At 45.6% G+C, this 15,948-nt stretch carries 13 protein-coding genes and 1 rRNA gene; 12 read left to right on the top strand and 2 right to left on the bottom strand.

Annotated elements, in window-relative coordinates:
- The first annotated feature begins 32 nt into the window (after positions 1 to 32).
- From ligA to L5M10_RS00980, 10 genes are all read left to right on the top strand, one after another.
- Entirely contained in the window at positions 33 to 2,090 is a 2,058-nt protein-coding gene (gene ligA, locus L5M10_RS01025) for an NAD-dependent DNA ligase LigA (protein ID WP_263254681.1), read from the top strand.
- A gap of 247 nt (positions 2,091 to 2,337) precedes the next feature.
- Positions 2,338 to 2,823 carry a DUF2919 domain-containing protein gene (locus tag L5M10_RS01020; RefSeq protein ID WP_263254680.1) on the top strand — a complete coding sequence of 162 codons (486 nt, stop codon included), beginning with the start codon at positions 2,338 to 2,340 and terminating at the stop codon, positions 2,821 to 2,823.
- 222 nt (positions 2,824 to 3,045) lie between these two features.
- Positions 3,046 to 4,251, top strand: a complete 1,206-nt coding sequence (locus L5M10_RS01015) for an HD-GYP domain-containing protein (RefSeq protein ID WP_173244162.1) — start codon at positions 3,046 to 3,048, stop codon at positions 4,249 to 4,251.
- A 56-nt stretch (positions 4,252 to 4,307) separates the two neighbouring features.
- Positions 4,308 to 5,171, top strand: a complete 864-nt coding sequence (locus L5M10_RS01010) for an NAD(P)-binding domain-containing protein (protein WP_263200493.1) — start codon at positions 4,308 to 4,310, stop codon at positions 5,169 to 5,171.
- A gap of 121 nt (positions 5,172 to 5,292) precedes the next feature.
- Positions 5,293 to 5,913: a thiol:disulfide interchange protein DsbA/DsbL gene (locus tag L5M10_RS01005; protein WP_263200491.1), complete on the top strand. Its 621-nt coding sequence runs from the start codon at positions 5,293 to 5,295 to the stop codon at positions 5,911 to 5,913.
- Positions 5,914 to 6,542: 629 nt separating this feature from the next.
- Positions 6,543 to 6,809: a DUF4212 domain-containing protein gene (locus L5M10_RS01000; RefSeq protein ID WP_006082142.1), complete on the top strand. Its 267-nt coding sequence runs from the start codon at positions 6,543 to 6,545 to the stop codon at positions 6,807 to 6,809.
- 11 nt (positions 6,810 to 6,820) lie between these two features.
- Positions 6,821 to 8,557, top strand: coding sequence for a sodium:solute symporter family protein (locus tag L5M10_RS00995; protein ID WP_028760955.1), 1,737 nt, complete (start codon positions 6,821 to 6,823; stop codon positions 8,555 to 8,557).
- A gap of 199 nt (positions 8,558 to 8,756) precedes the next feature.
- Complete coding sequence (locus L5M10_RS00990; protein ID WP_173497354.1) at positions 8,757 to 10,604, top strand: DUF294 nucleotidyltransferase-like domain-containing protein; 1,848 nt, start codon at positions 8,757 to 8,759, stop codon at positions 10,602 to 10,604.
- A 1-nt stretch (position 10,605) separates the two neighbouring features.
- Positions 10,606 to 11,292, top strand: coding sequence for an exonuclease domain-containing protein (locus tag L5M10_RS00985; protein ID WP_263254679.1), 687 nt, complete (start codon positions 10,606 to 10,608; stop codon positions 11,290 to 11,292).
- A gap of 203 nt (positions 11,293 to 11,495) precedes the next feature.
- A complete protein-coding gene (locus tag L5M10_RS00980; protein WP_263200595.1) occupies positions 11,496 to 12,089 on the top strand; it encodes a lecithin retinol acyltransferase family protein in 594 nt (197 codons plus the stop codon).
- Between the two features lie 88 nt (positions 12,090 to 12,177).
- Here L5M10_RS00980 and L5M10_RS00975 read toward each other — a convergent pair whose 3' ends face one another.
- Positions 12,178 to 13,245 (bottom strand): ketoacyl-ACP synthase III, encoded by a 1,068-nt coding sequence (locus tag L5M10_RS00975; RefSeq protein ID WP_028760951.1) that lies wholly within the window; start codon positions 13,243 to 13,245, stop codon positions 12,178 to 12,180.
- A 91-nt stretch (positions 13,246 to 13,336) separates the two neighbouring features.
- A complete protein-coding gene (locus tag L5M10_RS00970) occupies positions 13,337 to 14,008 on the bottom strand; it encodes a GntR family transcriptional regulator (RefSeq protein WP_028760950.1) in 672 nt (223 codons plus the stop codon).
- A gap of 513 nt (positions 14,009 to 14,521) precedes the next feature.
- On the opposite strand from L5M10_RS00970, the gene gmhB reads away from it, so the two are divergent.
- Positions 14,522 to 15,070, top strand: a complete 549-nt coding sequence (gene gmhB, locus L5M10_RS00965; protein WP_263254678.1) for a D-glycero-beta-D-manno-heptose 1,7-bisphosphate 7-phosphatase — start codon at positions 14,522 to 14,524, stop codon at positions 15,068 to 15,070.
- Positions 15,071 to 15,710: 640 nt separating this feature from the next.
- Positions 15,711 to 15,948, top strand: a 16S ribosomal RNA gene (locus tag L5M10_RS00960); the annotation flags it as partial.

Below are 15,948 nucleotides of genomic sequence, written 5' to 3'. Positions count from 1 at the left end.
TTTTGTGATCTAAAGAATTCTGGATAAAGAATATGCAAGACATTCAAATCGATACACTTCTGTCTAAAGACGTCACCCCAGAAAACGCATCGCAGGTGATGCAGGCGCTCAGCCAATCGCTGAACGAGCACAACATTCGTTACTATGTGGACGATGCTCCGAGCATTACCGATTCTGAGTACGACAGGTTGATGCAGTGTTTACTCAAGTTAGAAGCCTTGTATCCCCATTTGATTGTCGCTGATTCACCGACTCAAAGGGTGGGCGGATTAGCGCTCGCCAAATTTGATCAAATCACGCACCTTAAGCCTATGTTGAGTTTAGATAATGCCTTCGATGAGGCGGATTTCAGTGCTTTCCATAAGCGTGTCACCGATAAAGTCGGTGAGGTGAGCTTTTGTTGTGAGCCTAAACTCGATGGCCTTGCCGTGAGTATCTTGTATCGCCATGGTGTGCTCGAGCGTGCGGCGACGCGCGGCGATGGTTCAGTGGGTGAAGACATCACTGAAAATGTTAAAACCATTAAATCGATCCCGCTTAAATTACGTGGTAATGACTTCCCTGAACTCGTTGAAGTACGCGGCGAGGCTTTTATGCCAAAAGCCGCTTTTGAAGCTTTGAATGACAGGGCGCGCGCCAAAGATGAAAAACTTTTTGTTAATCCGCGTAACGCAGCAGCCGGTAGCTTGCGACAACTTGACAGTAAAATTACTGCTGCCCGTTCATTGGCTTTTTATGCCTATGCGCTCGGTGTGGTGGAGCCGGATTCCCATCCGTTAGCTAAAACCCATTTCGAGCAGTTACAGCAGCTTAAATCGTGGGGTTTACCCGTAAGTAGCGAAATTAAAGTCTGCGCTGAACTAAGCCAAGTCTATGACTACTACAAAGATATTCTCAGCCGTCGCGGTGATTTAGCCTTTGAAATCGATGGCGTAGTGATGAAAGTTAACGACATTGCCCAGCAGCAACGTTTAGGTTTTGTGGCTAAATCTCCCCGCTGGGCGATTGCCTATAAATTCCCTGCACAGGAAGAAATGACTCTGCTCGAAGGCGTTGATTTTCAAGTAGGGCGCACAGGTGCCGTGACACCAGTAGCACGCTTAAAGCCAGTGTTTGTTGGCGGCGTGACGGTATCAAATGCGACGCTGCACAATGCCGATGAAATTGCCCGCTTAGGCATTAAAGTCGGTGACACTGTGATCATCCGCCGCGCTGGCGATGTGATCCCACAAATTGTTGCCATAGTGCCCGAAAGACGCCCTAAAACGGCGACAGACATTGTATTTCCGCATAATTGCCCTGTGTGTGGCAGTTTAGTCGAGCGCCTAGAAGGTGAGGCTGTGGCTCGCTGTAGCGGTGGTTTATTCTGCGAAGCGCAGCGTAAAGAAGCGATTAAGCATTTTGCATCCCGCAAGGCTTTAGATATCGATGGCATGGGCGACAAAGTCGTTGAGCAATTAATTGATAAAGAGTTAGTTCAAAGTCCTGCGGATCTGTTTAAGCTCACCGCTTCCATGATGACTATGCTTGACCGCATGGGGATGAAGTCGGCAACTAATTTAGCTGCCGCGATTGAAGCGGCCAAAACGACCACTCTTGCGCGTTTTTTATATGGCTTAGGTATTCGCGAAGTGGGCGAGGCGACGGCAGCAAACCTGGCGGCGCACTTTGCCAGTCTAGATGCGCTGCGGGAGGCAACTGTGGAGCAGTTAACTGAAGTAGAAGATGTTGGTGCTGTCGTTGCCCAGCATGTGGCCCATTTTTTTGCCCAGCCCCATAACCTTGAAGTTATTGATGCTTTAGTTGCTGCTGGTGTTCATTGGCCCGCCATTCAAGCACCTAGTGCAGATGCTCAGCCGCTTAAAGGCCAAACTTGGGTATTGACTGGCACCTTAAATCAGCTCAATCGCAATGATGCTAAAGCGCAGTTGCAGGCGCTGGGGGCGAAAGTGGCAGGCAGTGTCTCCAAAAATACCGATTGTTTAGTGGCAGGTGAGGCGGCAGGTTCAAAACTGGCTAAAGCGCAGGAGCTTGGTGTTAAAGTGATGGATGAAGACGAGTTGTTAGCCCTTCTCGCGGCCAACGCTTGATTGGCGTCATTTCAGAGAGGGCGTTGGCTTGATGTTGATTCAATGTTGGCTGTAGCGACTGCAGCCTTGTATCGAGGGGGGAATACCGTCGAATAGCCGATATTAAATAGCGCCTGGCCCAAGGCGCTATTTTTTGTCTGAAAATAATCAAGGTGCGGAAAGATTATCTGCTTTGGCTATTGAATTAACCACGATTGGCACCATCTCCTTGATATGCTGTTTTAGATTTTGCTGATTGGAAACCTATTTGAATTTTAGTCACATCACTTGGCTCGATGATAAAGGCCACATTAAACCGCCCATCTTTTTATATGCGCTTTTGGCTTATCTCGCGCGTGGTTGGTGTATTTTTATCGCCTCGCTGACTCAGATGGGTGATCGTTCTGAGTTAGTGCGGATTTTTTACCCTGAAAAGTCAGATTTTTTGCTAGCACTCGGGGCGGGACTTGGCGCGGTTTTGATTTATCTTGTGGTGATTGCTGAACGTCGCCGTTCGCCTGAATGGTTAAGACCGTTTTTTGTGCATTTAAAATGGGGGTTGTGGTTGCTGTTGATTATTGATGGCGTCTTGTTGGGTCAGCGATTGATCCATGGCCAATTTCTGTTTCATTGGAGTCTTGCTTTAGACGCTTTAATGTTGTTTTGGTCGAGCATTTATCTTATTAAATCGAAGCGACTCAGTTATTACCTCCGTGATTGGCCAAAAGAAGAAGCTAAAGAACTTCAGCCTTAGTTTTTATCGTATTGTTATATAATAACTTTATTTAGATCTGAGCGGTGGGGCACATGACGATGTGTTCTATCCCTCAGTTTGATAAGGATTTTTACCTTATTTCTCCATTGAATGCTTTGAATCATCTATAGTTATATGTACTTAGCTTAAATGTGCCCTGTTGGATACGCAGATGAGGCCATCTGTTTATATCCACATTACATTTGAAAGGAGTCATATTGCGTGGCAAAAGTACCTCAAAAAAAGTTGTTACTGTCAGAAATTCAACTTGGCATGAGAGTCAAGTTGCCTTTGTCATGGACGAACCACCCTTTTTTATTTAACCGTGTTGATATTAGCAGTGCCGCTCAAATCGAAATGATCCGTGGCTTAGGCGTTCCCTATGTTTTTTTGTTATCTGAATTGAATCCCGGCTCGGAGACTGTTAGGGAAGATGAGGATGTTGAAGATGAAATTGAAGTTCCACCTGAGCGAGATCTTAAGGCCGATACCCGTAAGGCGATACGTTTAAGCCAAAAGCGTTTCCTTGAGAATGTAAATAACTGCCGAAATGTATTTGGCAAGATAGCCAGTGATCCCGAAGGTGCCTATCGATTATCGGCGGCACTGGTAGAAGACTTGCTCAGCCATCTACAGGAAGTTGAAAAACCTTTCCTCACTTTGGTTGGAATGGATGATAACGATGTCAGTGTGACCCAGCACGGCGTCTCCGTGGCAGTATTAGCAATGATGATGGGCCATGCACTGGATTTAAGTCCAAGGGAACTGCGTGATATTGCTCTTGGTAGTTTGTTACATGATATTGGAAAACTTAAGGTACCTGATGTTATTCGCCGTAAGCGCGGAGCCTTAACACCTCATGAGTCAAATTATCTGCAAATGCACCCTAATTTCGCCTATGACATGCTCAATCGTTCCGGATTATTCCCTAAAGAAGTACTACACATTGTGCTACACCACCATGAGTTTATTGACGGTTCAGGTTTCCCTGATGGGTTAACTGACCATAAAATTCCTATCATTACGCAGATCGTGAGTTTGGCAAATGACTACGATCAACAGCTCAGTGGTCAACAAATATCTTCCCCTCAAGTCGCTTTAGGTTATTTGTTTAAGAATCGGGCCACTAAACATGCTGAATCTTTAATCGCTATTTTGGTTAAAATTCTCGGTATTTATCCACCAGGAACCATAGTGAAACTCTCCGATGGCTGTATCGCAAAAGTCATGATGACGACTAAAGATGTGAGTCAACCCCAAGTGTGGGCCTGCAAAGAGGATGGTAGTGAGCCATCGCTGCGTTTTTTAAGTAATGAAGGCGTGACAGTACAAAAAGCCATCAAGGCGGAAGAGTTGTCCGAGGGTGCTATTCGTACCTTACAAGTCGATAAAGGGATTAGTTTTTATTTTAGTTCGCTACAAGCTTGAATCTTATGCGCTAAGTTCCGTATTCTATCCGCTGATGTGATTCCCTTAGGGCTAATATGGCGAATGTAAAAGCAGAAAACAGCGCAGTAAAATCCAGTGTTGCTTTGGTCGGTTGTGGTTGGTTTGGTTTTGCTTTGGCAAAGCAACTTGTCCATGAAGGCTATCGAGTCACTGGCTGTAAGCGCAGTGCCGAAGAATTATCGGTATTAACTGAAGTCGGGATTGAAGCCTATCCGCTGCAATTGGGCCACGAAGCATCATCTGCCCCCGATGCTCAGGCGTTAAGCGGTTTATTTCAGACTGATTATCTGGTGGTCAATATTCCTCCACGGCTAAAGCGTGGTAATGCCGCTTATCTTGAAGAATTACAACAACTCATCGCATTAACTCAAGGCTGGCAATATCAGCGGATTGTGTTTATCAGCACTACGGGCGTATATCCGACCCAAGATAAATTGATGACAGAAGCCGATGCGATGGCAGAATCAAGCGATAGCCAAGTGCTGTTAGATGCTGAAGCTTTATTTCAAGCATTGCCCCATACCTGTATCGTTCGTTTTGCTGGACTCGTCGGTCCTAAACGTCATCCTGGGCGTTTTCTTGCTGGAAAAACCGATGTGAGTGGAGCGAATGTCGCGGTAAATTTAGTCCATCTTAGCGACTGTGTGCGCGCCGTTAGCGCCATTCTCGCGGCAACTCATTCTGGATTATCAGTGGCGCCGATTTATAATCTTTGCGCACCTTCACATCCGACTAAAGCTGAGTTTTATCAAGCTGCTGCTGAATCTATAGGTTTAGTCGCGCCAGAATTTAATCAACAATCTATGCCGAGTAAAGTCATCCAAGCTGACGCGATTGTCACGGATTTAGGCTTTCGATATCAGTATGTTTCGCCGCTGGATATGCTAGCGGCATGTTGAGAAAGGTTCATTACTGTAAAAGGTAAAAGTTGAACTTTTAGGTTATCTTTGAGTTCCAAATTTGCTTGAGCAAATGTGTAATCCTTATTTAAACAAATGACGAATAAAAAGAGACAATATAATGAGCGTGTTTAATCGAGTTCGACCTATAGCAGTATTTGCGTGCGGATTAATGCTGAGTGCCAGCTTTGCCCTGCAGGCTGCAAGTTTCGAAGAAGGCAAGGATTACGTCACTGTGGCGGGCATTACCGAAGCACAAAAGCCAGTGCTGCGGGAGTTTTTTTCTTATAACTGCACACATTGTTATAAGCAAGAACCGCTCATCGAGTCGACAGTAAAGCTGCTTGGCAAAGATGTGGCCTTTGAGCGTACACCCGTTGGTGCAGGTCGTCCCGCTTGGGAATTGAGCCAGTTTGCCTATTATATGGCGCAAAAATTAAAGATGACTAAGCAAACCCATGGTGCCATTTTTAAGCAAATTCATGAGAAAGGTGAGCAATTTACCACCCTTGGGCAAGTAAAAGCCTTTTTCCTTGCCCAAGGCGCTAGGGTGGATGATGTCGATGCCGCGATGAATTCCGTCGATGCTAAATTTACCCTAATGAATTATGACTCTCAAGCTGAGCTTGCTGGGATCAAGGGGGTACCGTCATTACTGGTTAATGGCCGTTATATGCTGACCTCAACCGCACATACCGCAGAAGAATTGGCGGCGTTAGTGAGGTTTTTAGCTGCGAAGTAACGGCATTTTATAGACGGACGGCACGCGATGTACCATGCGATGAAAGTAGCTTTTTGCGAGTAACGCTTAGTCACGTTTCCTCAAGGTAGATTGAGTAACCCAGCATAGGCTGGGTTATTTTTTGTTGTAAACCTGCAAGGAGGCAGTGAGTCAAACCCTAACATTTTGACGAAATAACATGAGGAAATGAAACGGTAAGCAATTGACCTGACCTAGGTTTGATGAAATGAAACGTCTCTAATTAATTGAGAAACTCATGATTAAAACTCTCAATAATCTAGGCTAAAAATCTCAATTATCTGATTTTTAACCAGTCTAGAGCCGTATTAAAGGTCATTTAAATTTCTAATTTCCCTAGTTCAGACAATAAGTTATTTCTATTTATGGGTTGTAAATCCTCTTTCTCCATTCACATCCCACTCATTCATGTTCGACATTGGTCTAACCTGTTAAAAAAGTTAAAACCGCATCAAAATGTAATATCATTGTTAACTCTTTGAATTTGTTTCTATTCGCTATTTGCAGACAGTGTTTTGAATCACGGGTTAGACGAAAGTCGTGATTGTGCTCACACCAGCTGTTGCTAGATTAAACATGACTTAAAATTAAAACAGCACAGGGGAGTCACTATGGGTTTTGAAAACAACGACAAGGCAAAGGGTTATTGGCGCGAGAATATTCGTCTCGTACTGAGCTTATTAGCCATTTGGGCGGCAGTTTCTTTTGGATGCGGCATTTTATTGGTTGATGTACTCAATGAAGTCCATTTCATGGGATTCAAATTAGGTTTCTGGTTTGCACAACAGGGATCTATGTATGTATTCGTTGCGCTTATCTTTGTCTACGCGGCAAAAGCCAACGCCTTAGATAAAAAATATAACGTACAAGAAGACTAAGGAGCTTTGAGATGGATGTTCAAACACTCACATATATTATCGTAGGGCTCTCATTTGCGCTCTACATTGGGATTGCAATCTGGACCCGTGCGGGTTCAACCAAAGAGTTCTATGTTGCTGGCGGCGGTGTTCACCCTGTGGTGAACGGTATGGCAACGGCGGCAGATTGGATGTCAGCGGCGTCATTTATTTCGTTAGCGGGTATTGTGTCTTTCGTCGGTTACGATGGTAGCGTGTACTTGATGGGCTGGACGGGCGGCTACGTATTGCTTGCCCTTTGTATGGCACCGTATTTACGTAAATTTGGTAAGTTTACTGTGCCAGATTTCGTCGGTGAGCGTTATTACTCACAGGCGGCACGTACTGTAGCGGTTATCTGTGCCATCTTTATTTGCTTTACGTATATTGCAGGGCAAATGCGCGGTGTGGGTGTTGTGTTCTCGCGCTTCCTTGAAGTGGAGGTGGATACTGGCGTATATATCGGTATGGCGGTCGTGTTCTTCTACGCGGTACTCGGTGGTATGAAAGGGATTACCTACACTCAGGTTGCCCAATACTGCGTACTGATTTTCGCCTTTATGGTTCCGGCTATTTTCCTTTCAGTGATGATGACAGGCCACTTAGTTCCGCAAATTGGTTTTGGTGCTGAGTTACTGGATGCCGCTGGCAATAATAGCGGTGTGTATTTGTTAGAAAAACTCAATAACGTTTCGGTTGAGCTCGGCTTTGCACCTTACACCGACGGTTCTAAGAGCATGATAGATGTGTTCTGTATTACGGGTGCCTTGATGGTGGGTACTGCGGGTTTACCCCATGTTATCGTGCGTTTCTTCACTGTACCTAAGGTGAAAGATGCACGTATCACTGCAGGATGGTCGCTTGTTTTTATTGCGATTATGTACACCACAGTGCCTGCGTTAGCAGCGTTCTCCCGCGTGAACATGATTGAAACTATTAACGGTCCCGATTCTAAAGGTGTGGCTTATGAGTCTGCACCAGATTGGATTAAGAACTGGGAAAAAACCGGTTTGATTAAGTGGGATGACAAAAATGGCGACGGTAAAATTTACTATTCGTCAGGTAAGATTGAAGATCCCGCTAGCAAAAATGAAATGAAGATTGATAACGATATTATCGTACTTGCTACGCCAGAAATCGCTAATTTACCAGCTTGGGTTATCGCCCTTGTGGCGGCGGGTGGTTTAGCAGCTGCGTTATCAACATCTGCAGGCTTGCTATTGGTGATTTCAACGTCGGTTTCACACGACCTATTGAAAAAGAATTTAATGCCTAACCTTTCCGATAAAAAAGAGCTGCTATATGCTCGCTTGGCGGCAGGTATTGGCATTGTGATTGCGGGTTACTTTGGGGTGAACCCTCCTGGTTTCGTGGCGGCAGTGGTGGCATTCGCCTTCGGATTAGCGGCTTCCTCACTGTTCCCTGCCATTGTTATGGGTATTTTCTCTAAGACAATGAATAAAGAAGGTGCGATTGCTGGTATGTTAACGGGTCTGCTGTTTACTGCTGGTTATATCATCTACTTCAAGTTTGTTGATCCAACGGCTAACATAGCTGCTAACTGGTTCCTGGGTATTTCACCAGAAGGTATTGGTATGGTAGGCATGTTAGTGAACTTCGGTGTGGCAGCGATAGTGAGTCGAGTCACTGCGGCAACACCACTGCATGTTCAGGAGATGGTTGAATCGATTCGTTTCCCTAAAGGTTCGGGTGAAGCAAGCGGCCACTAACCTTACTGCGTAATGGTGAGTACCAACACAAGAGAGCGCTTCGGCGCTCTTTTTTATGGCTCTTTTGGCCAGCCTTTATGATTCTGTGGGGAGTCACTTTATTATGCTTGCGGCTGACTTTAGTCGAATGTAGCGTAGCGACAATGCAGGCTATAGTGATGACATCTCAGTAAAAATTCGCCTAAAGAAGGTGTTGCCTATGAATGCCAGTGAGTTACAACCCGTAGTGCAATTTCTACAGGGACTTGTGCCCTTTGATGCTCTGCCTGAGGATGTAGTCGTGCGCTGCGCTAAGGCTGTTACTGTTGGGTATTACAGCAAGGCCTCTGGTTATGTTAATTTCGACGCGAATTCGCCTAAGTTGTATATGGTGCGAAGCGGCGCCTTTGAAGTGCGCGATCCTGACGGCGTGTTGGTGGATAGAGTGGGCGAGGGTGAGTTTTTTGGCTTTTCTACTTTGTTATCAGGGGAAAAAGTCGTTAATAAAGTCGCTATTCTTGAAGACGGTCTAGTTTATCATCTGCCCCAAGCCTTGTTTGATAGCCTTAGGAGTGAGAGTCGTCACTTCGATAAGTTTTTTACCCGCGCCTTCGCAAAGCGTTTACGCCATGAGGCCCGCTTTAAGGCAAAGGATCTGACGACCACAAGTCGGATAAGTACCTTGATGTCTTCCACTCCCATCGTTATAGATGCCCAAGCTAGCGTGACTCAGGCGGCACTCTTGATGCGAAATCGCCGAGTATCGTCCTTATTGGTGACGGATAATCATAAATTGGTTGGCATCTTAACCGATAAGGATTTGCGTAATCGCGTGTTAGCAGCAGGGCTTGATGGCAGCGTTGCTGTGCATCAAGCCATGACGGTTTCACCTATCTCGATCTCCTCCAATGCCTTGATTTTTGAAGCCATGCTGCTGATGAGTGAGCATAACATTCATCACTTACCTATTATCGATCAAGATAAAGCTATCGGTATGGTGACCAGTACTGACATCTTGCGCGGGCAGGGCTCACAACCGCTACTGTTGATTGGTGAGATTGAACGGCAGCAGGATCTTGCCAGTTTAATTGGCGTCAGTAAGCAAATTCCCCTATTGCTGCAAAATCTTATTAGTGCCGATGCCAGAGCTGAAGAAATTGGCCGAGTGTTAACCTCTGTCACCGATGCGCTGACGCGGCGATTAATTGTGCTCAATCAGCAATTACTCGGTGAACCGCCCATGGCCTTTTGCTGGTTGGCATTTGGCTCGCAGGGACGACAAGATCAGGCTGCGTGTTCAGATCAAGATAATGGCTTGTTAGTCGCAGAAGAGATGGATGATTTTGCTAAAGGTTATTTTGATGCCTTAACCCATGCCGTGTGCGCAGGGCTTGACCAATGCGGTTATGAATTTTGTCCCGGCAATATTATGGCGCAAAATCCCCAATGGCGGATGTCACTCAAACAGTGGCAACAGGTATTTGAAAAATGGGTCATAACGCCTGAGCCTAAGGCGTTAATGCACGCCAGCATCTTCTTCGATATGCGATCGGTTTACGGTCCACAAACTCTTTTTGATGCCTTACAGGATAAAGTCTTGGCTCAAACCCGCGATAACGATATTTTCCTCGCGGGTATGACAGGCAATTCGTTGGTGGAGTCACCGCCGCTAGGATTTTTCCGCAAATTTGTACTCGAGCGGGATGGTAGCGAAGTTAAAGGCATAGATTTGAAGCATAAAGGTAATGCTTTGATTAACGATATTGCCCGTGTCTATGCCTTGTCTGCGGGTATTAAAGAAGTGAATACTGCAAAACGTATTCGTGCCTTGATGGATGCGAATATTCTCAATCGGCAAGATGCGCTCAATTTGGCTGATGCCCATGAGTTTATCGCCCATATGCGGTTATCGAACCAAGGTTATCAACATAATCAAGGGGTAGAGGTGAGTAATTATTTGCTGCCTGGGCATTTATCTTCGCTGGTTCGTCATCAGTTACGTGACGCTTTTAAAGTCGTACATGAGGCGCAGGCGGGGATGAAGATGAAATTTATGCGAAGCTTTTGATATGAATACATTGTTGCTGAAAACTCAGCTCAATTGGCGGGCGCTGCGTTGCCAACATCATTTATTTAAAGGCTATTATCAGTCGCTGTTGCCTCTGCTGGCAATGCCGTTATCCGAAGCGCCGTTAACGGCGATGGATTTGGAGATGACAGGGCTCAATCCACAGCAAGACCAAATTCTCAGCATTGGATTGGTGCCGATTGAGCGCGGTGAGATCCCGTTGGCACGCGCCGAGCAAAAGTTAGTGCAAATTCGCGGTAGTGTAGGCCAAAGTGCGACGATCCACGGCATTCTTGATAATCATTTGGTACAAGCCGTCACCATTGAGGAAGCCATGGGCTGGTTTATCAATCAAACCTATGGACGCGTGCTGGTGGCACATCATGCCCCTTTAGATTGTCGTTTTTTACAGCAGGATTTATTGACGATTTATCATCAAGCCATTGTTTTACCTGCAATTGATACTTTAATGGTTGAAAAGCACCGTTTACTACGGGAGCACTCAGTGATTAAAGAGGGGAGTTTGCGCCTTGGCGCTTGTCGCGAGCGTTATGGTTTACCTATTTATGCGGCCCATAGCGCGCTGACCGATGCCTTAGCTTGTGGGGAATTATTACTCGCGCAAATGGCCGCCATGGGCGGTGCAGCAAAGCTTACTGTGGCTGATTTACTGCAAAAATCGACTTAGTCAGTGTTAACAGAAATCACTCTTTGTGGTGAGTGAATCCATTTGAGATGGATTGATTTCACTTTGATTTCATCTTAGGTTAATCACTGACAAGCTAAACTCAGTTGACATTTAATCCTCTGTTCAAATTCAACCTGCCGTTAACTTGGCAATCCAACCAACTTGTACTTCACTCTACTAAGTTGAGAGTGTAGGAGAATATGATGCCGTTACCTTTACTTTGGGTGGGTGGTGCCGTAATCGGTGCGGTTTTGCTGGCCGATGAGCGCGAGCAGCGTCAACAGCTTGAGCGTGACAGATTACTCGGTAAGGCCCCTAAGTACCCCGTTGCCAATCGCGCTATGGTGGCACCGCCGAGTCAATGGCAAAAGGGATTAAAACAAGTATCGCCAATTCCTGGCAGTATCGTCTGTTGTTATGTTTTTGGCGTGATTGAGCATACTGGCATTTGGCTTGGTGATGATTGCCTCGTAGAGTTACATGGCTCAGGGCTGGTGCGGGCTGTATCGGTAAAGCGTTTTTTAGCGGGACGGACCGGTAGCCAAATCTATCTTGCCTGTAATCACCAACATCAGCCTCTTATTGCCGACTCTGTGTTGCCCCGCGCTGAACAGGCGATTTATCAGTATCGGGAATATGATTTATTCGACAATAATTGCCATCGATTTGTCTGGTCTTGTATTAGTGGCAGCGAAGGCGTGGTTAAAGGCTTTAACGAGTTAAATCAAAAACTCGCCGAACATTTTAATCAAGCTATCTATTGGGATGAGATGATCATTAGCAAGCTGAATGAATAAGTTCTGTAGTCATATACTAAAAAAGCCATCGATTAAGATGGCTTTTATGTTTTAGTGAAACACTATGTAATCGTTTTGCAGAAACCGTTTACGGCTTACAAAAATAATCTACAGCGCGTTTGACTAACTCTATGCCTGTTTTATCGCAAGGCGGTAACTCGGCATCACTGATATTGATAGGTGTGACGCGATTTCCCCATTGTAGCAAGAGTGCGGCAGAGGTTAAGCCTGCGCCAAAGGCACAAGAGAGTATGGTTTGATTCGGCTTGATAATGCCTTGTTCTAACGCATCACAAATAGCAATTGGAATCGTTGCCGCCGAGGTATTGCCATAATTAGCGATGTTCACGAAGGCTTTTTCTTTCGGGATTTTCATTCGGCTAACTAAGGTATCAATAATACGTTCGTTGGCTTGATGCGGGATCACGAGATCCACTTCATCCTTATCAACACCACATTTTTCAAGCACTTTAGTGCTCAATTTATTCATTCCGTTAATCGCACGCTTGAAGATTTCTTGGCCATCGAATTCAATGAAAAAGTCCAATGAGTCGGCTGAGAATCTGTCCATCGCCGTGCCAAAGCCTGCTTTCAGAATATCACGACCTTCAGGATCGTTATTTAGCTCATAACCGAGCACGCCACCGGCAACATCTGTCGCTTCAACCACAACGGCACCCGCACCATCACCAAATAGCACTGCAGTTTCGCGGCGCGACCAATCTAAATAGAAAGATAAACGTTCAGCACCAATGACTAATACTTTCTTGCTCTGGCCACTCTTGATTTGTGAGCTGGCTAAACCTAATCCATATAAGAAGCCACTGCAGGCAGCATTGATATCGAATGCGGCACAACTGGCGCCAATATTAGCTTGTACAGTGGATGCAATATTTGGGATCAAAGTGTCTGGGCTGGCACTGGCCAGAATGATCATGTCGATTTCACTGCCATCAATACCCGCTGCTGCGAGCGCACGTTGTGCTGCAACTGAAGCAAGTTCAGAGGTATTTACATGACTGATATGGCGTTGGCTGATCCCTGTGCGAGATTTAATCCATTCGTCGGATGTCTCGATAAAGGTAGCAAGATCATCGTTGGTCAGCGTGGCTGGTGGAACACATTTGCCCCAACCTGTGATAGTGGCGTACTGCATGGTGGTTTCTCTCAAATAAAAAAGGCAGAACCTGAGCGCTGCCTTGAATCGACAACAAAGCTTATCGGCAACTCTAATGGCCGTCCGTGATCTAGACCACCTGTTTGGCGACGAGATCTCGAATTGTCATTGCGGCATGCAGAATATGATGACGCAGTAGCGCCGTCGCTTTTTCTGTTTCTCTCAGTTTGCAGTGGTTGAGCAAAGCCCTGTGCTCATGCTCTGCGGCAGGAATTCCCCCCGCGAGCAATAACTGCAAACGAATGTATCTATCACAATTAGTATTGAGGCCGTGAACAACCTCAAGGGTGTGTGGGCGATTAGCCGCCTGATATAAGCAAGTGTGAAATTGCGTATTCAACTCGCTCCAACTGGCGACGGCATCTTCATGTTTGAAGGCCGACTCCAATTGTTCGAGTACACGTTCTGCTTTTTCTAAATCAGCCTCTTGAAGTCGTGGGATCGCTTTCGCAAGCAGATCGGTTTCGATCATTGCACGTAATTCAAAAAGTTCGGTGACTTGTTCGACGGATAACACGGTCGCAGTCGCACCTTTATGGGGCTCAAACTTAACGAGTCCTTCGGCTTCGAGTTGCAATAACGCTTCTCTCACCGGAATACGGCTGACATTTAACGCTTCAGCCAAGGCACTTTGTCTGAGGGGTTCTCCTGCGGCTATGTCACCTGAAAGAATTCTCTCTCTGAGCACTTCCACAACTAACTGAGTGCGGGTTTTGTGAACGATAGGCGTAGTTCGACTCATTATTTCCGTCTATTTCGGGTATTTTCTCGTTATTTGCCCAAGATTACCGTTAAAAACACCACAAATAAAGGGAAATGCTTGATTGAGTGCAGTACCTAAGAGACTAACAATGCCCAAAAGACGGGGTTTATTTGTGGTTTTCTCTTACGATTTGAAGCGCATTACTTGCGAGTGGCTTCGATGGCTTCGATGGCTTCGATGGCAACGGTGGCAACGGTGGCAACGGTGGCAACGGTGGCAATTATTTGTAAAAACGCTGTTCAGCTTCTTCAATTGAGTATTTTGATTAAAATAGTGCAATTACACATTTCACTGCTGGATTTTTGGGACTCTAATTTGGTGGGACAATTGCTATCTCGCATAGACACAAGCTGTGCATAGAGATTTGCCTGTACAGCCACGAAATATCACTAACGCGCAATTTAGCGCTAAAAGCATAACTTCGCGGTGCAATTTCTGATAATGAATGGAATAATAGCGCTATAACGCCTTAGGCGATTTGGGAGTATTACAGTGAGTCGAGCAGTATTTTTAGACCGTGATGGTGTGATTAACAAAGACCATGGTTATGTCCACCTAGTGGATGACTTCGAATATATTGACGGTGTGTTTGAATCTTGCCTCTCTTTAAAGGAAATGGGCTACAAGTTAGTTGTTGTTACTAATCAATCTGGTATTGCCCGTGGCATGTATACTGAAGACCAATTCCACAGCTTAACGGAGTGGATGGATTGGAACTTTGCCGACAAAGGGGTCGAGCTCGATGGTATTTACTATTGCCCGCATCATGCCGAAAAAGGTATAGGGGAATATAAGGTCGATTGTGATTGCCGCAAACCTAAGCCGGGTATGCTTAATGATGCGGCGCAATTCTTAAAAATCGACTTAGCGCACTCAGTCATGGTTGGCGACAAAGCCGAAGATATGCAGGCTGCGAAAGCGGCGGGCGTGACTACTCGTATATTAGTGCGCAGTGGTAAGGTTATTGCCGATGACAGTGATGCCACAGCGGTACTCGACAGTATTGCCGATGTGCCAGCTTACTTAAAAAGCGTGGGTTAGTTGGAGTTCTACTACTTATAATCAGTTCATCATGGGCTGATTCGTCAACCAAGGTTGCGATATAAGCTGTGCCAGCTGTCGCTCTTGTTCGATAGAAATCAGAAGTAAAGCTATCTCGCATGAGATAAAGAGCTAACCAATAGGTTGGCTCTTGTCATTTCTAGCGCTGAGTTAACCTCATCTTTTGCCTTAATCCGGCACAAATTCGATAATATTGGCGTAAAAACACACTTTTAGTTCAAAAAGTGTGCGCTTGAATCGTTTTTTCGTAATTATTCGCGCCAAAGGGGTTGCGGTAAAATCTGACATCCCTATAATGCGCATCCACTGACCCAGCGGGGTCAAGGGTTAAACGCTGAATAAGCTGATAACCACGCTCTTTAACAATTTATCAAGCAAATCTGTGTGGACACTCACAGGTGTTGAGTTAATCGAAACTGCTTAGCCTTCGGGTTGGCAGTCAAAAATTTAAATCAATGTTTTCAAGTCATTCTCCTCAACGAGAAGCGTGATTGAGTGTTCATAGTAATATGTACATACAGTAATGTATGAATTGAAACGCGATGCTTCTTAGTGAGCAAAGCGAATCAAAACAGTAGAATTCATTGAGCCGTTTGACGAAAGTCAAACAACAAAACTTTAATTGAAGAGTTTGATCATGGCTCAGATTGAACGCTGGCGGCAGGCCTAACACATGCAAGTCGAGCGGCAGCACAAGGGAGTTTACTTCTGAGGTGGCGAGCGGCGGACGGGTGAGTAATGCCTAGGGATCTGCCCAGTCGAGGGGGATAACAGTTGGAAACGACTGCTAATACCGCATACGCCCTACGGGGGAAAGGAGGGGACCTTCGGGCCTTCCGCGATTGGATGAACCTAGG

Source organism: Shewanella sp. SM32 (genome assembly GCF_025654235.1).
GTDB lineage: Bacteria > Pseudomonadota > Gammaproteobacteria > Enterobacterales > Shewanellaceae > Shewanella > Shewanella oncorhynchi.
The sequence above is the reverse complement of the archived record's forward strand: the minus strand, read 5'-3'. Positions and strand labels throughout refer to the sequence as shown.